This window comes from Streptomyces albiflavescens (assembly GCF_014645835.1).
Lineage (GTDB): Bacteria > Actinomycetota > Actinomycetes > Streptomycetales > Streptomycetaceae > Streptomyces > Streptomyces albiflavescens.
The window spans coordinates 60,075-84,882 of sequence record NZ_BMMM01000016.1 but is presented as its reverse complement, the minus strand read 5'-3'; the positions used below and the strand labels follow the sequence as shown (position 1 = coordinate 84,882).

The 24,808-nt window shown below is 70.4% G+C and carries 21 protein-coding genes and 1 pseudogene; 11 read left to right on the top strand and 11 right to left on the bottom strand.

Translation table 11 applies throughout. The features are described from left to right. Window positions 1–27: 27 nt before the first annotated feature. Window positions 28–693: a DUF4097 family beta strand repeat-containing protein gene (locus tag IEY95_RS35220; protein WP_189190264.1), complete on the bottom strand. Its 666-nt coding sequence runs from the start codon at window positions 691–693 to the stop codon at window positions 28–30. Between the two features lie 497 nt (window positions 694–1,190). Between IEY95_RS35220 and IEY95_RS35215 the strand changes: the two genes are divergently transcribed. After that, a complete protein-coding gene (locus tag IEY95_RS35215; protein ID WP_189190263.1) occupies window positions 1,191–2,981 on the top strand; it encodes a succinic semialdehyde dehydrogenase in 1,791 nt (596 codons plus the stop codon). Window positions 2,982–3,014: 33 nt separating this feature from the next. Further along, a complete protein-coding gene (locus IEY95_RS35210) occupies window positions 3,015–4,820 on the top strand; it encodes a GMC oxidoreductase (RefSeq protein ID WP_189190262.1) in 1,806 nt (601 codons plus the stop codon). A gap of 100 nt (window positions 4,821–4,920) precedes the next feature. Here the strand turns inward: IEY95_RS35210 and IEY95_RS35205 are convergent, their stop codons facing one another. Continuing rightward, a complete protein-coding gene (locus tag IEY95_RS35205) occupies window positions 4,921–5,916 on the bottom strand; it encodes an LAETG motif-containing sortase-dependent surface protein (protein WP_189190261.1) in 996 nt (331 codons plus the stop codon). Window positions 5,917–6,131: 215 nt separating this feature from the next. Here IEY95_RS35205 and IEY95_RS35200 point away from each other — a divergent pair, with 215 nt between their 5' ends. Further along, window positions 6,132–7,283: a hypothetical protein gene (locus IEY95_RS35200; RefSeq protein ID WP_229703577.1), complete on the top strand. Its 1,152-nt coding sequence runs from the start codon at window positions 6,132–6,134 to the stop codon at window positions 7,281–7,283. 649 nt (window positions 7,284–7,932) lie between these two features. Here IEY95_RS35200 and IEY95_RS35195 read toward each other — a convergent pair. After that, the gene (locus IEY95_RS35195) at window positions 7,933–8,217 is read right to left on the bottom strand and encodes a chorismate mutase (RefSeq protein WP_189190259.1); all 285 of its coding nucleotides are present in this window, start codon (window positions 8,215–8,217) and stop codon (window positions 7,933–7,935) included. A 458-nt stretch (window positions 8,218–8,675) separates the two neighbouring features. Here IEY95_RS35195 and guaA point away from each other — a divergent pair, with 458 nt between their 5' ends. Beyond that, on the top strand, window positions 8,676–10,262 hold the full coding sequence (gene guaA / locus IEY95_RS35190; protein ID WP_189190258.1) for a glutamine-hydrolyzing GMP synthase: 1,587 nt from the start codon (window positions 8,676–8,678) through the stop codon (window positions 10,260–10,262). A 9-nt stretch (window positions 10,263–10,271) separates the two neighbouring features. Here guaA and IEY95_RS35185 read toward each other — a convergent pair whose 3' ends face one another. Both IEY95_RS35185 and IEY95_RS35180 read right to left on the bottom strand, forming a co-directional pair. After that, entirely contained in the window at window positions 10,272–10,775 is a 504-nt protein-coding gene (locus tag IEY95_RS35185; protein WP_373294614.1) for a pyridoxamine 5'-phosphate oxidase family protein, read from the bottom strand. A 94-nt stretch (window positions 10,776–10,869) separates the two neighbouring features. Beyond that, window positions 10,870–11,388 carry a hypothetical protein gene (locus IEY95_RS35180; RefSeq protein ID WP_189190257.1) on the bottom strand — a complete coding sequence of 173 codons (519 nt, stop codon included), beginning with the start codon at window positions 11,386–11,388 and terminating at the stop codon, window positions 10,870–10,872. A gap of 162 nt (window positions 11,389–11,550) precedes the next feature. On the opposite strand from IEY95_RS35180, the gene IEY95_RS35175 reads away from it, so the two are divergent. Continuing rightward, window positions 11,551–12,345, top strand: coding sequence for a class II aldolase/adducin family protein (locus IEY95_RS35175; protein ID WP_189190256.1), 795 nt, complete (start codon window positions 11,551–11,553; stop codon window positions 12,343–12,345). A gap of 56 nt (window positions 12,346–12,401) precedes the next feature. On the opposite strand, the gene IEY95_RS35170 is transcribed toward IEY95_RS35175, so the two are convergent. Then, window positions 12,402–13,283, bottom strand: a complete 882-nt coding sequence (locus IEY95_RS35170; protein ID WP_189190255.1) for a DUF4429 domain-containing protein — start codon at window positions 13,281–13,283, stop codon at window positions 12,402–12,404. 214 nt (window positions 13,284–13,497) lie between these two features. On the opposite strand from IEY95_RS35170, the gene IEY95_RS35165 reads away from it, so the two are divergent. Next, on the top strand, window positions 13,498–14,835 hold the full coding sequence (locus tag IEY95_RS35165) for a hypothetical protein (protein ID WP_373294613.1): 1,338 nt from the start codon (window positions 13,498–13,500) through the stop codon (window positions 14,833–14,835). A 586-nt stretch (window positions 14,836–15,421) separates the two neighbouring features. Beyond that, window positions 15,422–15,952: a DoxX family protein gene (locus IEY95_RS35160; RefSeq protein WP_189190254.1), complete on the top strand. Its 531-nt coding sequence runs from the start codon at window positions 15,422–15,424 to the stop codon at window positions 15,950–15,952. 171 nt (window positions 15,953–16,123) lie between these two features. Here the strand turns inward: IEY95_RS35160 and IEY95_RS35155 are convergent, their stop codons facing one another. Continuing rightward, window positions 16,124–16,345: a hypothetical protein gene (locus IEY95_RS35155; protein ID WP_189190253.1), complete on the bottom strand. Its 222-nt coding sequence runs from the start codon at window positions 16,343–16,345 to the stop codon at window positions 16,124–16,126. Beyond that, on the bottom strand, window positions 16,332–17,738 hold the full coding sequence (locus IEY95_RS35150; RefSeq protein WP_189190252.1) for a PspC domain-containing protein: 1,407 nt from the start codon (window positions 17,736–17,738) through the stop codon (window positions 16,332–16,334). The genes IEY95_RS35155 and IEY95_RS35150 overlap by 14 nt, the downstream gene beginning before the upstream one ends. Before the next feature lie 273 nt (window positions 17,739–18,011). Here IEY95_RS35150 and IEY95_RS35145 point away from each other — a divergent pair, with 273 nt between their 5' ends. From IEY95_RS35145 to IEY95_RS35130, 3 genes and pseudogenes are all read left to right on the top strand, one after another. Beyond that, on the top strand, window positions 18,012–19,337 hold the full coding sequence (locus IEY95_RS35145) for an ATP-binding protein (protein ID WP_189190251.1): 1,326 nt from the start codon (window positions 18,012–18,014) through the stop codon (window positions 19,335–19,337). Then, a complete protein-coding gene (locus tag IEY95_RS35140; RefSeq protein WP_189190250.1) occupies window positions 19,334–20,122 on the top strand; it encodes a LuxR C-terminal-related transcriptional regulator in 789 nt (262 codons plus the stop codon). The genes IEY95_RS35145 and IEY95_RS35140 overlap by 4 nt, the downstream gene beginning before the upstream one ends. Before the next feature lie 124 nt (window positions 20,123–20,246). Beyond that, a pseudogene (locus IEY95_RS35130) lies at window positions 20,247–20,558 on the top strand (MocR-like pyridoxine biosynthesis transcription factor PdxR); the annotation flags it as partial. A gap of 11 nt (window positions 20,559–20,569) precedes the next feature. On the opposite strand, the gene IEY95_RS35125 reads toward IEY95_RS35130, so the two are convergent. Further along, window positions 20,570–21,634, bottom strand: coding sequence for a C40 family peptidase (locus IEY95_RS35125; RefSeq protein ID WP_189190249.1), 1,065 nt, complete (start codon window positions 21,632–21,634; stop codon window positions 20,570–20,572). 397 nt (window positions 21,635–22,031) lie between these two features. On the opposite strand from IEY95_RS35125, the gene IEY95_RS35120 reads away from it, so the two are divergent. Next, complete coding sequence (locus IEY95_RS35120; RefSeq protein WP_189190248.1) at window positions 22,032–22,385, top strand: hypothetical protein; 354 nt, start codon at window positions 22,032–22,034, stop codon at window positions 22,383–22,385. Here the strand turns inward: IEY95_RS35120 and IEY95_RS35115 are convergent. Together IEY95_RS35115 and IEY95_RS35110 are read right to left on the bottom strand one after the other, a co-directional pair. Next, on the bottom strand, window positions 22,363–23,379 hold the full coding sequence (locus IEY95_RS35115; protein ID WP_189190247.1) for a tellurite resistance/C4-dicarboxylate transporter family protein: 1,017 nt from the start codon (window positions 23,377–23,379) through the stop codon (window positions 22,363–22,365). The two genes, IEY95_RS35120 and IEY95_RS35115, sit on opposite strands and share 23 nt — an antisense overlap. Before the next feature lie 200 nt (window positions 23,380–23,579). Then, entirely contained in the window at window positions 23,580–24,803 is a 1,224-nt protein-coding gene (locus tag IEY95_RS35110) for a C40 family peptidase (protein ID WP_189190246.1), read from the bottom strand. Between the last annotated feature and the right edge of the window lie 5 nt (window positions 24,804–24,808).

Here is a 24,808-nt window from a genome sequence, read left to right as displayed (position 1 = left end):
TTCCCCTTTTCAAGGCTGCGGGCGGTTTCAGAGGCTGCGGGCGGTGATGTCGCCGTGGGAGGTGGTGGCGCGGATGTCGAGTTGGGCGGTGCCGTCGTTCTTGAGGGCGTTGCTGATGCGGCCGTAGCCGGTGCCGGCGTCCAGGACGGCCGAGACGCCGGCGGCGGCGCCGACCGAAATGTCGCCGGACTGGGTGCGCAGGGTGACCGTGCCGCGCACGGCCTCGGTGATGCGGATGTCGCCCCTTTGGGTGCTGATCTCTGCGGGGCCGCCGAGCCGGCCGACCTCGACGTCGCCGTCGATCGCGGTGAGGCGGAGGCTCGCGGCCTCGTCGATCTTGATCTGGCGGTACGCGCCTTCGAAGGCGACGTCGCCGAGCTGTCCGACGCCCCGGAGTTCGGCGCCGGCCGCCTTCGCCTCGATGCGGGAGCCGGCGGGCAGTTGGATGGTCACCTCGGCGGATCCGGAGGCGCCGAGGAACTGATTCTTCGCCGCCGGGGCCTCGATCCGCAGGACGCCGTCGCGGTATTCGACCTCGATCTGTTCCGCCGCCTTCACGTCGCGGCTCTTGGAGGCGTCCGTGGGCCGGACCTCGACCGTGGTGTCGGCCCGGTCGGCGGCGATGAACTGGATGCGTCCCGCGGGGATGTCGAGGACGGCGGAGACCGGGGCGGGGGTGTCGAACTTCTGCATCGTGCGCTCCTTCGATTCCGTGTTTCTGATGCGGGAAACGCTACGTTGCATTCATCGATCAGGCAACGAGCTCGTTGCGCTAAATCTTTATCAGTGCAGGTAGATGCCGGAAAATCGTTGCAACGGTCTGGAGGCTAATGCAATATCCCTTACCTTGCTCGTTGCAATAGATTGAAGGTGAACGCTATGCCGGGGGCACTATGAACCGCGAAGGAGGCCGCGATGTCGGGAGGTGGACTCTCACCCGGCGGGAACGCCGGCAGGTCGCGCCCCGGGATCCGCTCGACATCTCGGGGCGCGCTGTCCGTCCGCCGGACAGCTGGGCCGACGAGGGCTCCGGTGAAGATCCCTCCGAGTCGGAAAGCCGTGATCGTCAGAGCCACAACGCCCTGATCAGCGGGTTTGTTGCCAGCGATCACTGGCGCCATGTGAGTAGTCCGTGAAAGGCGATTACCGACGGGTACCCAAAGCGCCCGCTCGGGCATACCCTGCGGCTCATGACGGACTCGCAGGCCGCGGAGCAGGCCAAGGAAGACGCCGGTACGGAAGCCTCGGGCAGCGCCGGTGCGGAGGCCCGCGTTGCGGAAGCCCCTGTTGCGGAGGCCCCCGTTACGGAAGCGCCCGTTGCGGAGGCCCCTGTTGCGGAGGCCCCCGTTGCGGAGGCCCCCGTTACGGACGACAGCGCCGGCGCCGCCGCGTCGGTCGGCACCAACCCCCTCGCGCCCGCGCCGGCAGGGGCCCGCACCGCCGTCGACGTCGTCACCCCCGAGCTGGTCGCCCAGCTCACCAAGGGCGTCGTCGGGTCCGGTCGGACCGCCAACCACACGCCGTTCACCGGCGAGAAGCTGGCCGACCTGCCCGAGTCCACCCCCGAGGACGTCGCGACCGCCTTTGAGCGGGCCCGCAAGGCGCAGGTCGCCTGGGGGGCGACCCCGGTACGGCAGCGCGCCGCCGTCCTCCTCCGTTTCCACGACCTGGTGCTCGCCCGCCAGGCCGAGGTCCTCGACCTCATCCAGCTGGAGACGGGCAAGGCCCGCCTCCACGCGCACGAAGAGGTGCAGGCCGTCGTGGTGGCCGCCCGGCACTACGGACGCAAGGCGCCCTCGTATCTGCGTCCCAAGCGGCACACCGGCGCCGTCCCCACCCTCACCAAGGTCACCGAGCTCCGCCACCCGCGCGGCGTCGTCGGTCAGATCGCGCCCTGGAACTACCCCTTGGAGCTGTCCGTCGGCGACGCGCTCCCCGCCTTCGTCGCGGGCAACGCCGTCGTGATGAAGCCCGACACCGAGACCTGCCTGACCGCCCTGTGGGCGCGGGACCTGCTCATCGAGGCCGGGCTGCCCGCCGAGGTCTTCCAAGTCGTCATCGGCGACGGGCCTGTTGTCGGGCCCGAGGTCGTCAAGCATGCCGACTACGTCTCGTTCACCGGGTCCACGCGCACCGGGCGCGAAGTCGCGCAGGGCGCCGCCGCCCGCCTCGTCGGGGTCTCCCTCGAACTCGGCGGCAAGAACGCCATGGTGGTCCTGGAGGACGCCGACATCGACAAGGCCGCCGCGGGCGCCGTCCGCGCCTGCTTCTCCTCCGCCGGTCAGCTCTGCATCTCCATCGAGCGGTTGTACGTCCACGAGTCCGTCGCCGACGCGTTCACCGAGCGCTTCGCCGCGCGGACCAAGGCCATGCGGCTCGGCACGTCCCTCGCGTACGGGGCCGACATGGGGTCGCTGGTCGGGGAACGGCAGCTGGAGACCGTGACGCGGCATGTGGAGGAAGCTGTCGCGAAGGGCGCCAAGGTCGTCGCGGGTGGTGCGGCCCGGCCCGACATCGGCCCCTACTTCTTCGAGCCCACCATCCTCGACGGGGTGGAAGCTCCCATGGCCGTCTGCGCCGAGGAGACCTTCGGGCCCGTCGTCTCCCTCTACCGGTTCAAGACCGAGGACGAGGTCGTCGAGCTCGCCAACTCCACGCCGTACGGCCTGAATTCGTCCGTCTGGACCAAGGACGGACGCAGGGGGCGGGCGGTCGCGGCGCGGCTGCGCACCGGCACTGTCAACGTCAACGAGGGCTACGCCCCCGCCTACGGCAGCGTCCAGTCGCCCATGGGCGGCATGAAGGACTCGGGCCTCGGCCGCCGCCACGGCTCCGAGGGCATCCTCAAGTACACCGAGGCGCAGACCGTCGCCCAGCAGCGACTGCTGCCGATGGCGCCGTCGCTGGGGATGGACGACGAGAAGTATGCCGCGTTCATGAGCCGGAGCCTCAAGGTCATGAAGGCATTCCGTCTGCGCTAGCCCGCGAACCGTTCTCAACGAGGAGAGCAGCACGTGTCACAGGAGAACTCTGTCCACAACCCGGATGACGGCGCGTACGACTACGACGTCATCGTCGTCGGCTCCGGCTTCGGCGGATCGGTGACCGCCCTCCGGCTCACCGAAAAGGGCTACCGCGTAGGTGTGCTGGAGGCGGGCCGTCGCTTCACCCGCGACGCGCTGCCGAAGAACTCCTGGGACATCAAGAACTACCTCTGGGCCCCGAAGCTCGGCATGTACGGCATCCAGCGCATCCATCTGCTGGGCAATGTGATGGTCCTCGCGGGTGCCGGTGTCGGCGGTGGGTCCCTGAACTACGCCAACACCCTCTACGTGCCCCCGAAGCCCTTCTTCGAGGACCCGCAGTGGAAGGACATCACCGACTGGGAAGGGGAGCTGAAGCCGTACTACGACCAGGCCCGGCGCATGCTGGGCGTGCGGCTCAACCCGACCATGACGCCGTCGGACGTGCATCTCAAGGCGGCCGCGGAACGGATGGGCGTCGGCGACACCTTCCACATGGCGCCGGTGGGTGTCTTCTTCGGGGACGGCGAGGACGCCGACGGGGCGAGGAAGGCCAAGGCCGGCGAGGAGGTCGCCGACCCGTACTTCGGCGGCGCCGGCCCCACCCGCAAGGCCTGCACCGAGTGCGGCGAGTGCATGACCGGCTGCCGCCACGGCGCGAAGAACACCCTCAACGAGAACTATCTGTACCTGGCCGAGAAGGCGGGCGCCGTCGTGCACCCGATGACGACCGTCGTGTCGGTCACGGACGACTCACAGGGCGGGTACGCCGTCCAGACCCTCCCCACGGACGAGAAGCGCAAGGGGCAGGGGCGAACGTTCAAGGCGCGCCGGGTCGTTCTCGCGGCCGGCACCTACGGCACGCAGACCCTGCTGCACCGTATGAAGGCGGGCGGCCAACTGCCGTACATCTCGCAGAAGCTGGGCGAGCTGACCCGCACCAACTCCGAGGCTCTGGTGGGCGCGCAGACCGACAACCGCCGCTATCGCAAGGTCACCGGTGAGCCGAAGGTCGACTTCACGCGCGGAGTCGCCATCACGTCGTCCATCCACCCCGACGAGAACACCCACATCGAGCCGGTCCGCTACGGCAAGGGATCCAACTCGATGGGCGGGCTATCCATACTCCAAGTCCCTTACGCGGAGGGCTCGTCGAGGGCCCTGGGCTGGCTGGCCAACGCCACCAGACACCCCCTGCTGGTGATGCGCTCGCTCTCCAACCGCCGCTGGTCCGAGCGGACGATCATCGGTCTGGTGATGCAATCGCTCGACAACTCACTCACGACCTATCTGAAGCCCAAGGGCGCGGGTAAGGGGCTGTTGACCGCCCGCCAAGGGCACGGGGCGCCCAACCCCAAGCAGATCAAGGCGGCTTCGGAAGGAGCCTCCGCGATCGCCGCCGAGATCAACGGCTTCGCGGGCAGCAACGTCGGCGAGCTGATGGGGACGCCGCTGACCGCGCACTTCCTGGGCGGCTGCCCGATCGGCGCCAGTGCCGAGGAGGGCGTCATCGACCCGTACCACCGGCTGTACGGCCACCCGGGCATCTCCGTCGTCGACGGCGCCGCGGTCTCCGCGAACCTCGGCGTCAACCCGTCGCTCACCATCACCGCCCAGGCCGAGCGCGCGATGTCGTACTGGCCCAACAAGGGCGAGGCCGACCCGCGTCCGGCGCCTGGCGCGGCGTACGAGCGCCTCAAGCCGGTGGAGCCGCAGCAGCCCGCCGTCCCCGCGGACGCGTTCGGCGCGCTGAAGCTGCCGTTCCTGGGGATGCCCGCGGTACCGCCGAAGTCGTAATCCCCGGCAAGCAAAGAAAGAAGGACCTGCGCCCCCCTCCGAGCGCAGGTCCTTCTTCTTGTACGAGGCGTGATGCCTACGTGTGCTGTGTCCGGCCGCCTTACGCGGTCGCGTCACCCGACTTGCGGCGACGGACCACGAACACCGCACCGCCACCGGCGACGACGGCGAGACCGCCGACGAGGCCGATCATCGGCAGGGCGGAGCTGGAGCCGGTCTCGGCGAGGCTGCCGTCGACCTCCGGCGTGTTGCTCTTGTCGGCCGGCTTGTCCGAGACCGGGACCTTGCCGCCTTCCTGCGGCTTGGTGCCGCCGGTGTCCGTGCCGGCGGCGACGATCTGGAACTTGTAGGCGACCTCGCCGAAGCCCGTGCACTCGGCGTCGGCGTCGCCGTAGATGCTGGCGCCGAGGGAGAAGCCGGCGCCGACCGGGGCGCTGGACTTGACGTTGATACGGAGCGGGATGTTGACCTCGTAGTCGGGCTTGAGCTCGTCGGTGTAGCCGACGAAGCCGACCGCGTAACCCTCGGAGTCGACGTCCTCCCAGACCTTCTCGTCCGGGTTGTAGGCCTGGAGCTGGACCTTCTTGCTCTGGAAGAGGTCCTCACCCGCCTTGTCGGAGGACGCGCCGGCGAAGAAGCCGAGGTCGCTCAGGGTGGACTCGGAGTTGTTGGCCACGTTCAGGGAGAACTTGTGCCAGCCACTGCCCACCGCGATCTTGCCGGGCAGGCCGGTGATGGACACGTCGACCTTGGAGTCCTCGCACTCGGACGGCTCCGGGTCCGGCGACTCCGACTCCTCGGGCGCGGAGGTGCTCGGCGCCGGGGTGGACTCGGAGGCGGACGTGCTCGGGGCCGGAGCGGACTCGCTCGCGGACTCGGAGGCAGAGGCAGAGGCAGAGGTGGAGGCGGTCGGCTCGGGAGCCGTCTCGGTCGCGGACGGCGATGCCGACTCGCTCGGAGACTCCGGCGCGGACGCGCTCGTGGACGGGCTGGAGCTCGGGTCGTCCGTCGCGAACGCGGCCGGCGCCGACAGCAGCGCCAGCGGGGCTATGACAGCCGTCGCGGCCGCAACGGCCATGGCACGGCGAAGCTTCATGAAGACCTCGGAAAGTCCGGTTGCACCGCGGCTCCGCGGCGCTCGTATAGGTGAGGCCTCCGCGTGTGGGGCGCGGGTGTGGCCGTTGGTTCTGCAGGTGTGACCGGCGAAACGTGTAAATGGTTGCGCCCCGTTTCACAGAAATCTTATGTGGCCTGAGTCACATCCAAGTGCGGCTTGTGGACAGCCTTTCGAACCGCTTAGAACTGATCCTCGTGTCTGACAAGCAGCCTGAGGAAACCGGGGAATCCGGGAAACCCGCCGTGCCTGACGATGTGTGGGAGCGGTTCGCCCGCGACAGCGAACGCGACATCCGGCAATCGGCCCCGAAGGAGCCGTCCGCGCGGGCCCGCATGGTGACGGAGCGGCTGCGACAGCAGGAGGCGCGGGGCGGTCAGCCGGAAGGCTGGCGAACGAGCCCCGCATGGCAGGACAGGAACGCTCGCGCGACCCGACGCCGTCGTCTGTGGGCGATCATCGGCGTGCCGCTCGCGATCGCGGTGGCGGTGGTGGCGATGAAGCCGTCGCTGCTGCCCGGTGATCCGTTCGACACCTCGTCCGGCGACCCCTCGGCCGCCGCCTCGCTGCCGCCGGAAACGGCGCCCCCGACCGCGCCCCCCTCCTCCGCGGCGCCCGACACCCCCACCCTGGACAGGCCGTTCGCCGGATCGCCCGCCGAGGGCTGGGCCGACGGCGCGGCCGGCATCGTCGTACCGAAGGCCGCGCCGGTCGGCTCACGGACCCGGGCTCAGGTGGCCACCGCCCTGCGGCTGACGAAGAATCTGCTCGTCGACGCGAACCTCAACCCGGCCACCCTGCGCGGCGATCGCCCCGAGGCCGCGCTCGCCACCCTCGACCCCAAGCAGCCCAAACTGCGCGACGACATGGAGAGTTGGCTGCGCGAGCCGGGCAAGAAGCACGATCCGCTCACGCTCTTCAGCCGCTTCGATCCCGACGAGACGCGACTGGTCGGGGACGTGGCCAAGACGCGCGGCCGTATGACCTTCAAGGCGGGCGAGCATGCGTCCGTCGCCGTCCACGCCGACTACACCTTCGTCTATCCGGTGGCCCCCGCCGACAAGGGCTCGACCGAGGTGACCCGCACCATCGTGCGCCGCGTCCTCGACGTGGAGGTCGCCGACCCGAGCAAGTACCAGGCCACCCCGGGCACGTTGTGGATCCTCCGGTACGACCAGAATCTGGCCAACTCCGCGTGTGACGTCTACGACGGCTTCCTGCACCCGCAGTTCGACTCGTCCGCTCCCACGGGCGCGCCCCCGACCGGGCCCACCACCGACCCGTACGACCGCAGCCGCGACATCGAGCGCTCCGCCACCGACACCTGCGGGACGCTGTCCCGCACCTGAACGCCGAAGGCGGGGAGTGACAGGCATGGCGAAGGGCCCCGCGGTGGGGTCCCCCTGCTCCGGGGGTACCTCCCAGGCGCTTGAGGCACTGGGGGAGAAGCCGAGAGCTTGGGGGAGGAGCCGCGGGGCCCCTCTTCGTCAGCACCGACGTCAGGGCAGCGCCGGTGCCTGGAAGCGGCGCCGGGGGGTTGCGCCGCTGGTTCGGGGGCGACCACCGGGTCGTGCGCCCCGGCGCGCGAGGGGCGCGTACGTGGTGTCGACCATTGGCAGTCGGGACGTGGGGCTGTTCTCTTGGGCTGTCTCGCATCGTGCTGGATGGGCAACGGCCTCCGCAACCGTCTGGACCATCTCGGAACAGATTCCGCCGGTCGGCCCCGGGCGTCCCCGGAGCCGACCGTTCTCTTGAGTGACCGGGCTGCTGTCCCCTGCCGTCCGGTCACATCCCTGGAGCGAGGTCCCACGGCGCACGGCACGATCCGTACGCCTCATCGCTCCAGCGAAGCCACGCGTGGTTCTTTCGGGCCCGCCCCTGGCTGACACGGACACCGGGACCAACGAAGCCCGCGGCGCGGCGGTCACGCGCCGTACGGGTGAGACGGAATGCGTACGTGCGTGCGCCGTGCACGGGTTCATGGGTCGTGTGCCGGGTTCAGATGCGGCCCCGGCACAGCTCCAGCAGCGTCATGGCCAGCGTGGTGCCCGGCTTGCCCAGCGCCTCCCTGAAGTGGCCGAGGATCTCCATCTCGCGCGAGAGGTTCACCCGGCGGCCGCCGGAGGCGATCCGGGCCTCCTGGATCACCGCCGAGACCGCCATCCGTTCCTGGACGAGACCGATGATCCGGTCGTCGAGGGCGTCGATGCGCTCACGGGCGCCGGTGATCACGTCGGCCGCCTCGTCGGTGCGGGCGCCGGTCTTGTCGAGTACGTCGGCCATGGTGGGGCTCCTTGGTGGAAGGGGTGCCCCGGAGCGGCAGGGCCCGGAAACGGCAGACGCCCCGGGCCTTGTCGGCCCGGGGCGCCTGGGAAGTCGCTTGTCAGTTGCTCAAGCAGCACGACCATGGCAGCCGGTGGGCCGGTTGCCATAGGTAAACGCGAAGGTCTGGTGCGTGAGCATGGGAGCAGTATGCATGGGTGGGCCCGAAGGGAGCGACCGAGGTTCGGATGCTGAGACTCGGGTGCGGACTCCGCGCCCCGTCAGGGGCGCGGGGAACTGCGCGACAAGCCCCCACCGGCCCGCACCCAAAGACATCGCAGGGGGGTCTGGGGGCAGAGCCCCCAGATGCGGGTCGGGCAGGGGCGGAGGGGGCGAAAAAGCCCGGCGGCGGCACCCCCACTCCAGCCCCCGGTAGAATCGGCACCACACACCCCATGCTCACCGCCGGAAGGCAACCTGTGTCATCAGCGACCCCCGCTGCCGCCGCCCCCGACACCGTCCTGGTCGTCGACTTCGGTGCGCAGTACGCCCAGCTCATCGCCCGCCGCGTCCGCGAGGCCCGGGTCTACAGCGAGATCGTGCCGAGCACCATGCCGGTCCAGGAGATGCTCGCCAAGAACCCGGCGGCGATCATCCTCTCCGGCGGCCCCTCGTCGGTGTACGCGGAGGGCGCCCCGCGCCTGGACCGCGAGATCTTCGAGTCCGGGGTCCCCGTCTTCGGCATGTGCTACGGCTTCCAGCTGATGGCGACGACCCTCGGCGGCACGGTCGACAACACCGGCGCCCGCGAGTACGGCCGCACGCCGCTGCACGTCTCGAAGTCCGGCTCCACCCTCTTCGAGGGCACCCCGGACGAGCAGTCGGTGTGGATGTCGCACGGCGACGCCTGCTCCGCCGCTCCCGAGGGCTTCACCGTCACGGCCTCCACGGACGTCGTCCCGGTCGCGGCCTTCGAGAACGACGAGCAGAAGCTGTACGGCGTCCAGCACCACCCGGAGGTCATGCACTCCACGTACGGCCAGCAGGTGCTGGAGCACTTCCTGTACCGCGGCGCGGGGCTCACCCCCTCCTGGACCACCGGCAACGTCATCGACGAGCAGGTCGCCCTCATCCGCGAGCAGGTCGGCACCAAGCGCGCCATCTGCGGTCTGTCCGGCGGCGTGGACTCCGCCGTCGCCGCCGCTCTCGTGCAGAAGGCCATCGGCTCCCAGCTGACCTGCGTGTACGTCGACCACGGTCTGATGCGCAAGGACGAGACCGAGCAGGTCGAGAAGGACTTCGTCGCGGCCACCGGCGTACAGCTGAAGGTCGTGGACGCGGAGGAGCGCTTCCTCGCCGCGCTGGCCGGGGTCTCCGACCCCGAGGAGAAGCGGAAGATCATCGGCCGCGAGTTCATCCGGGTCTTCGAGCAGGCACAGGTGGAGATCATCGCCGAGGCCGCCGAGGGCGAGGACGTCGCCTTCCTCGTCCAGGGCACGCTCTACCCGGACGTGGTCGAGTCCGGTGGCGGCACCGGCACGGCCAACATCAAGTCCCACCACAACGTGGGCGGCCTCCCCGAGGACCTCGAGTTCGAGCTCGTCGAGCCGCTGCGCAAGCTGTTCAAGGACGAGGTCCGGATGGTCGGCCAGGAGCTCGGCCTGCCGGACGAGATCGTCCAGCGCCAGCCGTTCCCCGGTCCCGGCCTCGGCATCCGTATCGTCGGCGAGGTCACCAAGGACCGGCTCGACCTGCTCCGCGAGGCCGACGCCATCGCCCGCGAGGAGCTGACCGCCGCCGGTCTCGACCGCGACATCTGGCAGTGCCCGGTGGTCCTGCTCGCGGACGTCCGCTCCGTCGGCGTCCAGGGCGACGGCCGGACGTACGGCCACCCGATCGTGCTCCGTCCGGTGTCGAGTGAGGACGCCATGACGGCCGACTGGTCGCGTCTGCCGTACGACGTCCTCGCCAAGATCTCGACGCGGATCACGAACGAGGTCGCGGACGTGAACCGCGTCGTCCTCGACGTGACCTCCAAGCCCCCGGGCACCATCGAGTGGGAGTGACGCCCCGGCTCACTTCCGCCTGAGAGCGCGCACCGGCTCTCCTGGCTTCCAGATCTCGACGACCAGAAACGTGTCGTCCTCGACGTAGGTCCGTACGACCTCCGTCAGCTCGGTGCGGAAGAGGTGGAACGGCTGCGGCGGTTCCACCTCTTTCACGTACGCGGCCTTCGTCGTCGGATCGTCGACCTCGATCGCGCGCCCGCTGATCCGGACGTCGCCGCCCGCCATCTCCGTGCCCGGCCCCGGGTTCGCCTGGAGTGCGAAGCGCGGGTCGCGGCGCAGGTCGAGCGCCTTGAGCGAGTTCGGCATCATGCCGAGCCAGAGCTCGCCGTGCAGGAAGCGCACCTCCAGGCCGGTGGTGCGGGGCGAGCCGTCCTTGCGGAGGGTCGCGAGGGTGTGGTGCGTAAAGCCTCCGAAGCGGTCCTCGACCTTCTGGGCGAGATCGGGTTCGTCGGTGGCGAAGGCTGCCCAGTTCGCGGGATGCGCAGGATTCATACGGTTCATACGGCTCATACGGTGAGTGTCGCGCGGATACCCGACATCTTTTGTCTGCTTTCCAGCTGCCTGCCTTCCAGCTGTCTGGTTCCCGGGCCGCAGACACCGAGGTTCAGGCTGCGGCGTGGACCCGCCGTGCGAGCTTCCGACGGCGGACGACCTCCAGATACAGGAAGCCGGTGAACACGGCTTCCATGGCGGCGAAACCCGCGAGCGCCGCCCGCCAACCGGAGACGAGAAGACAGAGACCCACGAGGAGGGCGCAGGCGGTCATGATCACCGACCGGGTTCGCACGCTCATGTTCTCGGCCAGGGCGTCGAGCTCGATCCGGTCCCGCAGCTGACGGACCGCCTGCGCCGCCTCCGGCAGCGGTCTCAGGGTGCCCGAACGCAGCCCCGGGACCGCGGCCGAGTCCGGCGGCCGCGGGTCCGCCCGCTCCTCCCGTACGACGTGGACCTGCAGGGCCCGGCCCACCCGGTGCGTCTCCGCGTAGCGGAAACCGTGCTGCTCGGCGACGTAGGTGAGCACCGCGAGCCGGCGCGGGGAACCGCCGAGATCACTGAGCACGGCGAAGTCCCGCCCGGCGAGCTGCCGGAGCAGGACGAGGATCCGCCGTTCTGCGCGGGTCATGCGCGCCTCCTGGGTTCCTGGGTGCCAGGCCTGCACTCATCCAGACAGACCAGTGGCCCAGGGCCACGGTTGTGCCCCTTTCTTCACCGAAGTTCTCTGTTCTCCTGCGCTGACCGGGGGTAACTTCCGGTCCGTACCGAACACGCCAGTGCTGGAGGACAAATGCACGGGCCCACCCCGCCGCTGCCGCTGCCCACCGACCAGCTGCGGTTCGCCATGCCGCCGATGCACGAGTCGGCGGACGACGAACGGCGGCACCGCAAGGAACGGCTGGCCGGGGCGCTGCGGATCTTCGGGCGGCTCGGATTCGAGGACGGGGTCTCCGGGCACATCACGGCCCGCGACCCGGAGTACAGCGACTGCTTCTGGGTGAACCCCTTCGGGATGCCGTTCAAGCACGTCACCGTGAGCGACCTGGTCATGGCCAACCAGGACGGGCAGGTGATCGAGGGCCGCTACCACGTGAACCAGGCGGCGTTCACCGTGCACGCCCAGGTGCACGCCGCCCGGCCCGACGTCGTCGCCGTCGCCCACTGTCACTCCGTGCACGGGCGCGCCCTGTCCGCGCTCGGCGACCTGCTCGACGCGATCACCCAGGAGAGCTGCGCCTTCTACCAGGACCACGCCCTGTACGACGCGTACACGGGTGTCGCCGTGGATGCCGAGGAAGGGCGCCGGATCGCCGGCGCGCTCGACACCCGCAAGGCGCTCGTAATGCGCAACCACGGGCTGCTCACCGTCGGCGACTCCGTCGACGCCGCCGCCTGGTGGTTCCTGTCCATGGAGCGGTCGAGCCAGGTCCAGCTCACCGCGAAGGCCGCCGGGCGGCCGATCCTCATCGACCACAAGCAGGCGGTGGCCACACGCGAACAGCTCGGCGGCGACCTCGTGGCGTGGATCAACTACCAGCCGCTGTGGCAGGACATCAGCCGCAGCGAACCGGATCTGCTGTCCTGAGACGCCAGGTCCTAGGGCCAGGCGTCGCGGGGCAGGCGGGAATGTGACGCCAGGTCCTAGAAGCCGCGCAGCACCGCCGCCTTCGTCGTCGCGAACTCCTCGTCCGTCAGCACACCGTCGCGGTGCAGCTCGCCCAACTCCCGCAGACGGCGCAGGAGTACGTCGTGATGGTCGGACTGCGGCGGTACGGCGGAGGCGAGCTGGGGGTGGTCCACGTACTCGCCGGTGCGGGTCGACGGATGCGGCAGACGTGCGGTGACCGCGGTGGCGACGAGCGCCGTGAGGAGATCGCGGCGGGCGCTGCCCCACAGGTCGAGGGCGTAGGGGTCCTTCTCGGGCGGCAGTTTGGAGAAGACCGTCTCGCGCGTCACGAAGCGCAGAAAGCCGTCCTCGTAACCGGAGTTGGGCAGCCACTCCACCTGCACCAGGTCGCCCACGGCGATGATCCGCGGGCCCGTCGCCCGTTTGACCCGGTCGGAGGTGTCCGCCCAGTCGATCCGCACGTGCGTGCCGTCGAAGGAGACCGTGCCGTCGCTGGAACGGACGGACACCGGGACGGGCGGGCCGGACAGGAGATAGGTCTTCGCCGGTTCCTTGGGGATCTGGTCCAGGAGCAGCGCCCGGCGGATCTCCTCGGCGACGTACTCGGCGACCCCGGAACGGTCGATGTCGACCGTGAGCTTGTAGGGGTCCGCCGCCTCGGGCAGCCGTCCGCCGGTCGCCTGCAGAAGCGGGTCGGCACCCTCGCGAAGCCTCAGGCGCAGGCGGCCGCGCTTGCGTTCGGGTTCGTAGACGATGCCTGATACCGCCTCCAGGGGAACGGCGATCTCTCCGTACGTCTGCCGGAACAGCGGCACGGAGCGGTGGAGTCCCGGCGTGATCCTGACCGTGTTGCCGTCGAAGGCCCAGGTCCCGTCGCGCTGGATGATCTCGGCCATGGAGAAATTCTCGCAGCCGGGTCAACACGGGGTCCTGCGCTTCCCCCGCGCTGACCAGACCTGCCGGATGCGGGCGGTGTTCCGTACGGCACAATGCGCTGTCATCGCGGGGCAGTTGTAAGGCAGTTGTACGGCAAGGCAGTTGTACGGCAGTCAGGCGTACGGAAGGTCTGGCCGCACGGGAGTTCTCGGCGCGGGGAAGGCGGCAGCGGGCGTGGCGGTGCAGGAGGCGAGACACGGTGCGGGGCGTGGTGCCGGGGGCGGTCCTGGGCGTGGTTCCGGGAGCGGTTCCGGGCAGGGGGCGGACCCGGGTGCGCACGAGGGTGGCTGCACCTGTGGGGACTGCCCGCACGGGGCGCGCGCGGGGCACCGGCGCGCTGTCGCCGAATTCCTCGCGAAGCGTGACGAGTTGGCGTCCGGACACGGGCTGCCCGCCGCCGTCGCGCACTCGGCCTCCGCGTCCCGGCAGTGGGTCTCCGACGAGCTGACCCAGTCCGCCGACCTCGTCGCCGAGCGCGGGCGCGTCGAGGGCGAGGCGTGGCTGGGGCGGTTGTGGCGGTACACCGCGTACGCGGTCTGGGGTGCCGCTGTGGCGCTGCTCCTGGTGCAGGCGCTCACCGCGATCGGCGCGGGGTGGACGGCCGCGCGGACGGCCGGGTTGCTCGCGGCACTCGTCCTGGCCGGACTGCTGACGGGTGCGGCCTGGCTGCACCGGGCCCGTGGCGGTGCCCTCGCGCCCGTCATCGGCGAGGACAATCGTCTCTCGACCTCGCGTGCGGTGGCGGCCGGGTGGGTGCTCTTCGTGGCGTTCGCGGTGCTCGTGCTGGTGGGGCAGCTCGCGGCCGCCTCCGCGCACCGCTCGCGGGACGAACTGATCAACGGCCTCGAACTCGCCCGGGGCGCCGGTGTGGTGACCGTCGTCGCCGTGGTGTGCGGGATCGCGGTGCTGGTGCGGCGGGTGGTGGGGTTGCGGGTGCTGGGGCAGCGTCTGCAGAAGGTGCGTGCGGACCGGCCGCGCGCCGCCGATCTGCTGACCGACGACTCCGGGCGGGGCAGCTTCGCCGACATCCAGTACGTCGTGATCAGCGGGGTGGCTCTCGCCTTCGCGGCGGTGCGGCTGGCTCGGCGGCCCTCGCAGTTGCCGGATCTGCCCTGGGGGCTGGCGCTGTTGGTGCTGGTGTCGGCCGCGACGTACCTCGCCGGGAAGTACGCCGAGGGCGGGCGTCCCGTGATCCTCTCCGTCGTCCGCGCCCGCGAGGCGGGCGACTTGGACGCGCCGATCCGCACCGGTGACGACATCGAGATCCGAGGGGCCGGGTTCGTGCCGCCGGGTGCGCAGACGGCCGACCGGTTGTCGCGGATGGTGGTCCGGATCGGGGCGGTGCATGTGCATGTGCCGTTGGTGCCGGTGGCTGGGGGGTTCAGCAACCCCACGGATGCGGTGCTTACTGTGCCTGTGCCGGTGGATGTGGAGCCGGGGCGGGTGGAGGTGCAGGTGGTTACTGCGGCCGGGGTCGAGACGAATCGGTGCGCGATCGATGTGACGGACTGACGCGGTCGATGTGACGGACTGAGGGGCGGTGCGCCGTCTGCGCCCGTGCCTGGTGGGCGGGTCGGGGTCGCGCCGTCTGCGCCTGCCGCCGCTGACGTCGCCGGCGTCGCCGCCCATCGCGTGTCCGCCGGTGGGTGGGGCGGGGCCGTGCCGGTACATCCGCCCCGTCGCCGGTGGCAGATCGGTTGGCTTTCACAGCTCTGCCTGTTGGCAACCGCGTAAGCGACGGGGCATGTGATGTACCGGCACGGCCCCTTCCGTGCGTCGGCGACTGCGGGTGCGTGGGAATTGCGGCCTCCTTCCGGCCGGAAACGTGCGTCCGCGACTGCGGATCCGGGACGCGCATAGGCGTCCGCGGGTGCGTCCCACCTGAGCGGGTGCCGGTGCAGCCCCCGGGTACGGGAAAGGTAGGGGCGGGGGCGAGGAACGCTGTGGTTGGTGGTGCCGGTGCGGGGTAGTGGTCAAGGTGGGGTCGTGTGGGTGAAGGCAAGAAAATGGGCTCCCGGGGATTGAGCCGGAACCTGCTCTCGTACGTATGGTCTGTTTGAGGGGTCAACGGCACGTGGGCGAGAGGCGGCGGAGAGCGATGACTCACGGTATGCGGACGGACACCCAAACCCCCTATCTCGACGAGAGGCGTGACTGGCGGGACACCGCCAGCCGTTACGCCCTGTTGCCTCTACGGGTCTTCCTCGGTGTCACCTTCATCTACGCCGGCCTCGACAAACTCACCGACAGCGCCTTCATGAAGGGCTCCGGCGCGGGCTCGATCGGGGAGATGATGCGCACCGTGCGTGGCTCCTCGGCCATCCCGGCCCTGGTCGACCTGTCCCTCAAGAACCCCGTCGGCTTCGGCTACGCCATCGCCTTCGGTGAACTGGCCGTCGGCATCGGCACTTTGATCGGCCTGCTGGCCCGCCTCGCCGCGTTGGGCGGAGCCCTCATCTCCCTCAGCCTGTGGCTGACGGTGAGCTGGGCGTCCGACCCGTACTACTACGGCAACGATCTCGCCTACCTGATGGCCTGGATTCCTCTCGTTCTCGCGGGTGCTTCCGTCTTCTCCGTGGACGCGGCCCTGCGAGCCCGGCGCAGGCAACGCGCCGGGGCGTATCGCTAGGGCCTGTCGTCACATTCCCGTCGTCGCCCGAAGGGCGGCCCCGCGGCGTCTGGTGCGTGCTCTCGGCGTGCCGGGCGGAAGTCCTCGTACTGGACGTACTTGGGCTTTCGCCCGGTGCGGCGAGAGTGCGTGCCAGGCGTCGCGGGGCAGACGGGAATGTGACGACAGGCCCTAGAGCCTGTCCGGCTGCCTGGGTTCGGCGCGGCGTCTGCGCACGCCGTGGGTCAGAACGGCGACCGCGCCGGCCAGGCAGAGGCCGCCCGTGACGACGGGGATCACCGCGAACCAAGGGGTCTCCCAGGCGCCCCCCGCGTCACCGGCGTAGACGACGCCCGCGACGGTGAGGAAGAACCCCGCGACCAGCTTTCCCGGCTGGAACTCATGACGTAGCACGGGCCACCTCCGCCTGCCCCACGCCCACATGCAGGTCGAGATCGAGCGTGCCGCCGTTCTTCTCGTCGGTCGTGGGTGACAGCGTCACCTGCTTGGACTTGCCCGGCTCCACGTCCACGTCCTTCTTGTCGTCGCCCGGCAGCTGGATGTCTCCGACGCCGACGTCCACGTTCAACTTCACGGTCGCGTCCTTGGGGATGACGACCTTGAGCCGGCCCACGCCCACTTCGGCGCTCGTCGTCACCGTCTGGCCCTTGGCCAGGTCGATATGGGTGAGGTCCAGAGTGCCGACGCCCGTGCCGAGGTCGTATTTCTTCTGGAGCTGGGCGGTGGCAGTGGGTGTCCAGTCCTTTCGTATCCAGTGCGTGCTGATGTCCTTGGGGAGCGCCGCGGAGGCGGCCAGCAGGGCCGCCGTGAGCACCGCGAGGAAGATCGATCCCGCGCCCGTACGTCCGAGGAAGGCGCTGATGGCTATGCCGAGGCCGAGCACGATCAGCGCGCAGGCCAGGCCCGTCTGCAGACTGGTGCCGAGCGCGTGGTCGTGCCAGGTGAGGCCGGTGCCGAGGCCTCCCGCCAGGAGCGCGAGCAGGAAGACCCAGCCGCCGATCCAGCGGGGACCGCGCGGCTTTGGCTGCCGCGGCGCGCGCAGGTCGCGTATGTCCTGTCGCGTCGTGCCGCGGGCGATGTCGATCGCCGCCGCGACGTCCCGGTCCCGAGCGTCCTCGGGTCCCCACAGATAGCCGGTGCCGCCCACGTGCGATCCGTCCTTGACGATCGGGTCGCGCCACCAGGAGGGGTAGGAGGCGGGCACGGGCGGTGCCTGCGCCTCGGGCGGGGCGTCGGCGACGGCCTGGGCGGCGAGCGGGTCGGGGTCGGGGGCCCCGCGCTGCTGCGACCAGTACCCCGCGCCGGCCAGGAGGAGGGAGAGGACGACGGCGAAGGTCAGCACCCCGCCGTTCTTGAGCATGGAGAGGAACACTCCGCAGCCGACCAGCGCGAAGAGCACGGCTGCCAGTGCCTGGCCGTCCACGCGGCCGGTGAGCAGCTTGCGTACCTCGTTCTCCTCCTCGTCGTCGTACGGGACGAACAGCCACACGAAGCCGTAGAAGATGAGGCCGATGCCGCCGGTCGCGGAGAGCACCGCGAGCACGATCCGGAAGATCACCGGGTCCATGTCGCAGTGCCGGCCGAGACCGGCGCACACCCCGCCCAGCATCTTCTGCCGGTGGTCGCGCCGGAACTTGCGCGGGACCTCGGGCGCGGCCGGATCCTCGTGCGCGCGCGGCTCCTCACCCTTGGCGGGGACCGGCACGGGCGGCCCGGTGCCCGGCGGCGGGGCGCCCGGGCCGTGGCCGGGGTCCGGCTCCGCGGCCGCGTGCTGCTGATCTGTCATGCGTCCATGGTGACGGGCGAGGAGGCGAGACGGCAGTCGGGATGACCCTGGCCGAACCCTGATATCGGCCCTGACAGGGGCCGAGGGGACTTCGATCACCGGTTTCCCGAGGACCGATCACCGGTTTCCCGAGGACCGATCACCGGCTTCCGAGGATCGATCAAGGGTTTCCCGAGACGTCGATCAAGGGTCCCCCGAGACGTCGGTCGATGGTTCTCCGAGCATCGAGCGACGGTTTTCCGAAGATCAGGGGCGTCTAGGGGGTCGACCCTGATGCCCGCGTCGGCCAGGCGTGTGAACATCGATGGCATGCCGGAAGCCGCAGCCCTGCCCCTCGACGACCCGCGGCCCACGCGCAAGCTCTACCGCAGCAGCGACGGACGCTGGCTCGGGGGCGTGGCGCGAGGGCTCGCCGGGCATCTCGGGCTGCCCGTGATCTGGGTGCGGCTGGTGTTCGTCGGACTGTTCATGGCGGACGGGCTGGGGGCGCTGCTGTATGCCGCGTTCTGGTTCTTCGTGCCGCTCGGCGTCGGTGGCGTCGGTTCCGGGCGTACGCCGGCCTTCAGCACCGAGACCGCCCCGGACGGCCGCCGCAGACTGGTGGCCCGCAAGCCGGACAGGGGCCAGATCGTGGCCCTGCTCCTCATGGTCGTCGTGGCCATGGTCTTCGTCGGCAATGTGAATCTCGGCGGAGGAGCCAAGGCATATCTGTGGCCGACGGTCCTCGTCGGCGCGGGCGTCGCCCTGGTCTGGCGCCAGGCGGACAACGCGCGGCGGGCCCGCTGGGTGGAGGTGGGCCGCCGCCGCCGTACGCTCACGCTGCTGCGTTCCGCGGCGGGCGTCCTGCTGGTCACGGCCGGAGTCTCCGGAATATTCGTCCTCCAGGGCTCGGCCGCCCACCTCGGCTCGGTCCTCCAGGCCGCCCTTGCGGTCCTCGTCGGTATAGCGCTGCTCTCCGGCCCCTATCTCGTCCGTATGACCCAGGACCTCTCCGAGGAGCGCCTGATGCGCATCCGCGCCCAGGAGCGGGCCGAGGTCGCCGCCCATGTCCACGACTCCGTGCTGCACACCCTGACGCTGATCCAGCGCAACGCGGACAATGGCAACGAGGTACGACGGCTCGCCCGTGCCCAGGAGCGAGACCTGCGCGCCTGGCTCTACAAGCCGGAGGGGACCGGGAAGGACGAGGCCGACGAGCCCGACACCCTCGCCGAGGCGGTCCGACGCCATGCCGCCGAGGTCGAGGACAAGCACGGCGTCCCGATCGAGGTCGTGGTCGTCGGCGACTGCCCGCTCGACGAGGGCCTGACCGCACAGATGCAGGCCGCGCGGGAAGCGATGGTGAACGCGGCCAAGTACGGTGGCGAGGGCGGCGCGGTGCAGGTCTACGCCGAAGTCGAGGGCAGGACGGTCTTCGTGTCCGTCCGTGACCGCGGCCCCGGCTTCGACCTCGACGCGATACCCGCCGACCGCATGGGCGTTAGAGAATCGATCATCGGCCGCATGGAGCGCAACGGCGGTACGGCGCGACTGCGCGCGGTGCCGGACGGCGGCACGGAGGTCGAGCTGGAGATGGAGAGGGCGGAGAAGACGTCATGAGCGACGCGAACGGGCCTGTGGAGTCCGGCAGTTCTGCTGAGGAGACCCCTTCGGCCGCCGCATCCGGAGAGGCCGCGGAGACGGCCGGTGCGGCCGGTGCGGCCGCCGCCGGTGCGGGTGCCGGGCGTCGTGTGCGGGTCGTGCTCGTCGACGACCACCGGATGTTCCGTACAGGCGTGCAGGCCGAGATCGGGCAGACCGCGCAGACCGGCGTGGAGGTCGTCGGCGAGGCCGCGGACGTCGACCAGGCGGTCACGGTCATCACCGCGACCCGCCCCGAGGTCGTCCTGCTCGACGTGCACCTCCCGGGCGGCGGCGGGGTCGAAGTCCTGCGCCGCTGCGCCCCGTTGATGGCCGACGCCGAGCAGCCCGTCCGCTTCCTCGCGCTGTCCGTTTCGGACGCGGCGGAGGACGTGATCGGCGTGATCCGAGGCGGTGCGCGCGGCTACGTCACCAAGACGATCACCGGCACGGACCTCGTCAACTCCATCTTCCGCGTCCAGGAAGGCGACGCCGTCTTCTCCCCGCGCCTGGCGGGCTTCGTCCTCGACGCCTTCGCCTCCACCGACGCCCCGCCCGTCGACGAGGACCTCGACCGCCTCACCCAGCGCGAGCGCGAGGTCCTCCGCCTCATCGCCCGTGGCTACGCGTACAAGGAGATCGCCAAGCAGCTGTTCATCTCCGTCAAGACGGTCGAGTCCCATGTCTCGGCGGTACTGAGGAAGCTCCAGCTCTCCAACCGCCACGAGCTGACGCGCTGGGCGACGGCACGGCGGCTGGTCTAGCCGACGGCACTGGGGTTCACCGCGAGGGCCTTGAAGAACGTGTAGTGGAAGGTGCCGTCGGCGGTGGCCGTGCGGTGCAGGTCCGCGATGCCCCGCGCCCAGTCCGACGGGGTCATCAGGCCCGCGGAGACGCCACCGGCGCCGCCGCGACGCCATGATCACGGCGATCCGCGACCACCTGCCGGGCGCCGTCGTGCACGGCGCCGCGGCGGGACTCCACCTGCTGATCACCTTCGCGGGAGGCCGACCGCCCACATGGACGGACACCGACCTCGCCGCCGCCTCCCTCGCCCGCGGCGTCAAGGCCCACCCGCTCTCGTGGCACCGCCACCGCCCGGGCCCGCCCGGTCTGCTCCTCGGCTATGCCGCGTCCCCCGCCACGGCCATCGCCGAGGGAGTGACCGCGATCGGCGACGCGCTGCGAGACCTCCACTGAGAACCCCCGGGTCACACCACTCGAGTGGCTCCCGCGAACGGCATCTCGTCGATCGGAGCCACCCGCACCGGAGCCGTCGGGTTCGGCGCGTGGATCATCATGCCGTTGCCCACGTAGATGCCCACATGGCTGATGCCCGAGTAGAAGAACACCAGGTCGCCGGGGAGGAGTTCGGAGCGAGAGACGCGCCGGCCGGCGTTGATCTGCGCGTAGGTCGTCCGGGGCAGGGAGACGCCCGCGGAGCGGTACGCGGCCTGGGCGAGGCCGGAGCAGTCGAAGGCGTCGGGGCCTGTGGCCCCCCAGACGTAGGGACTGCCGAGCTTCTGGTAGGCGTACGAGACGGCCCCCGCCGCACGGGAGTTGGGGGCGGCGACGGTGCCGGACGACGACACCGGGCCGAGGTCGCGGGCCGAGGAGCGTGAGGCGTGCCGGCCGGCGCCACCGGTCTCTCCGAGCTGCGCGCGCTGATCCGGGCTGAGCTCGGACATCAGCCGTCGTGCCGCGTCGAGTTTCCCGTTGATCGTCTTCTTGTGCCGCTTCAGCTCGGCCTGCCGCGACTTGAGCGAGGCGAGCTCGACGTGCGCGGCGCCGCGCAGCTGCTCGATCTCTCGCAGCTGTTTGCGTACGTTCGCCACGGCCGTCGCCTGTCGGCTGCCCGCCCGCTCGGCGAACGCGGCCCCGTCCAGGTACTGGTCGGGATCGTCGGAGAGCGCCAGTTGCAGCGCGGGATCGAGGCCGCCGCTGCGGTACTGCGCCGCGGCTATCGACCCCAGCGCGTCCCGCGCCGAGTTGAGCCGGTCCTCCTTGCGCGCCGCCTCGTCGCGCAGCGCGTTGAGCCGCCCCTCCGCCTTGTCGGCCTTCTCCTTGGCGCCGTTGTACTTCTCGGTGGCGACCTCCGCCTCCTCGTACAACTTGTCGACCTTGGCCTTCACCTGCGCCGGGGACAGCTGCGGCTCAGCGTGCCCGGTCCCGTCGAAGCCGGTCGCCGACGCCGCGCCCGCGAGGGCGATCGTGGCAGCTGTGCGGGCCGTGTTTCCGCCGAGCGAGCGCCGACTGGGCTTGCGGTGCGCTGCCACGAGGGCCCACATCCTTCCCTACGACCGCGAGGGGAGCGCGGTCAAGCGGTGACACGTCCGGCGGCGGCCCACACAGGGGGAGCGGGCCGCCGCCGGACCTTCTCGGCGGTGGTGGCCGACGGCCGCCCCTGGCCCGGGCGGCGGTGGGGAGCCGGTCACCTGGTGGAGGACGCTAAACCTGGGAGTGAGGGGTCGGTAACGCCATGTACGGAACTGGCGGCACTGGACCGCCCAGTGACCGTATGTGACCGTGATCCCCGCCCTGCGCCGCCGACTTCACGCAGTGCGATGACCGATGCGGCGAATCCGGGACAACCGGGGTTGCCCCGGTGCTATGGGTTACAAGGGGTGGCCCGGTGACAAGAGGGACTCGGGTGTCCGATTAGGCTCCGGCCTCATGGACGTACTCATCCATCTCTTCGTCGGCCTGCACATCATCGGCATCGCCGCGCTCCTCGGCGGCTTCTTCACCCAGATGAAGGCGATGGGCCAGGGCACGGCTCGCTTCGTCCCGGCGATGCTGCACGGCGCGCTGACCATGCTGGTCACGGGCGTCGTCCTCGTCGGCCTCAACCAGGCCGACGACCACCCGGTCAACAACATCAAGATCGGCGTGAAGCTGGCCCTGCTGATCGTGATCCTGGGGCTCGTCTACGTGAAGCGGGACGACGAGAAGGTGGACAAGGGCCTCTTCGGGCTCGTCGGCCTGCTGACCACCGCGAACATCTTCATCGCGGTGCTCTGGACCTGAGCGGGCCGGTCGGCCTGTTCGACCCGGAGGAGCGGTGTGTTCCGGCCATGATCACCACGCGAACCGCTCCCGCCGCGACGGCCAGCCACGCCGCCACCGAGATCCACAGCAGCACCTGCCCGGGCCCTTCGAGCCACGAGACGCCGACGGCAGTCGCGACCGACAGAGTCGCCACCGCCGTCATCCCCATCGGGAAGACGGTCGCCCAGCGCCGCACGTCATAGCGGGGCCGCGGCCACCCCAGCTCCGCGACGGCGAGGACGCAGTAGGAGGCGAAGGCGAGCACGAGGAGCCCGACGGTCACGACGCGCAGGGCGCTGCTGTCGTCGTCGTTCCACAGGTACGGGTTCACGTGGTGCGCGGCGATGAGCTTGGCCCCGGCCAGCGCGCAGATGGCGAGCGCGCCGCCCGCGACCCAGTGGTCCCCGAGGCCCCGGACCACCTCCCGGACGTCGAAGTGCGTGAACGCCACTCCGTAGAGCACGATCCCCAGCCAGAACAGCACCAGCCCGGTGTGCGCGAGCCACTCCGGACCCACGGCCGCGGCGAGCGTGGCGCACAGCACCGAGAGCCCCTGCGTGGCCACACTCACCAGGAACACCCCTCCCGGCATACGGCGCTGCCAGTGCCGCAGGACGACGAGGAGCAGCACCGGCCACAGCACGGCCGACAGCGCGAGCAGGGCCTCGGCCGGCTCCTGCCACCCCAGCGCGGACATCCGGGTCCCCAGCACGGTGGTCGCCGCGACGGCGGTGAGCCCGGGAGGGGTGCACGCCTCCTCCATCCACCGCGCGCGCTCCCACACGAGGCGTACGACGAAGTCCGCGGCGAGCGCGAGCCAGGCGGCGCACGCCAGGGCCAGCGCGATACGGGAGAGGTTCTCGTAGCCGGTCAGATGCAGCCCGATCGAGACGATGCCGGTGGCCATGACGGCGGCACCGGCGGCGGGCGGCCGCTGTGCCCACCAGGCGCGGAGCTGGGAGATGGCTGGCATGCGCCTGATGCTAGGGATCTTCGGACGAGTTGCCCGCGGGGCACGCGCGCGTGGAGCCTGAAAACGCCGGGCATGCGCGCGGGGAGCACGAAAACGCGGGGCACGCGCGCGTGGAGAACAAAAATGCGGGGCACGCGCGTGTGGAGCACGATATGCCCCACAAGCGAGTGCCCCGCACGAAGCGTTGCTCGCGGAACGGCTTACGCCGGGCGCACCACACTGTGGATCGCCGACGTGCCGTCGTAGTAGATCGACTCCTCGCGGACGTACGCCCCCGGCTTGGGCGCGTGGATCATCATCCCGTTGCCGATGTACAGGCCGACGTGGCTGATGTCGTCGTAGAAGAAGACCAGGTCACCGGGCTGAGCGTCGGAGAGGGAGACGGTCGTGCCGGCGTTCACCTGGTCGTAGGTGACGCGCGGCAGGGAGACCCCGGCGGCCTTCCACACGGCCTGGGTGAAGCCCGAGCAGTCGTACGAGTCCGGGCCGGTCGCCCCCCAGACGTACGGCTTGCCGATCTGCTCACGGGCGAACGCGACGGCCTTCGCCGCCTTGGTCGCGTACGAGGAGTCGGTGGTCGTCGAGCTCGACGATCCCGTCGTGGTGCTCGACGATCCCGTCGTGGTGCTCGAAGAGCCCGTGGTGCTGCTCGACGAGTCGGTCGTGGTGCTCGACGACGACTCCTGCTGGGCCGCCGCCTTCTTCGCGGCCTCGGCGGCGGCCTGCTGCTTCGCCAGCTCTGCCGCCTTGCGCGCCGCCTCCTCCTGCTTCTTCTTCTCGATCGCCGCGAGCCGCGCCTTCTCCTCGGCGGTCAGCTTCGAGAGCAGCTCGCGAGCCTCGGTGAGCTTGCCCTGGACATCGGCCTTGGATGTCTTGAGGGCCTGCTGTGAGCTGGTCAGCGTCTCCAGGCTCTTGGCGGCCTCCGCACGCTTCTTGGTGGTGGTGGCCTGCTCGGTGATGTAGTCGTCGACGGCCGCCTTCTGGCGGGTGGTCAGACGGTTCATCAGCTGGGTCTGGTCGAAGTAGTCCTGCGGGTTGTTGGCGAGCAGGAGGGTCGCGGTGTCGGGGGCGGCGGCCCCGGTGCGGTATTGCGCCGCCGCGAACGTGCCGAGCTCCTCACGCGCGGTGTTGAGCTTGTCGGTGCGCTTGGCGACGTCGTCGAGGAGGGTGTCGACCTGCTTGCGCTGCTTAGAGGTCTTCTCCTTGGCCGCGTTGTACTTGTCGGTGGCCGTCTCGGCCTGGTGGTAGAGGTCGTTCACCTTCTTCTCGACCTCTTCGAGGCTCGGCTTGGGTTCGGCCGAGGGCACGGCGTTCGCCGTCTGGGAGAGCAGGGCGACGGAGGTGAGAGCCGCCGTCGCGAGAACGGGGGTCCGTATGCCTGCCACGCGCGTACCGGTGGGACGCAATTTGCGGTGCGACGCCAAGAGAG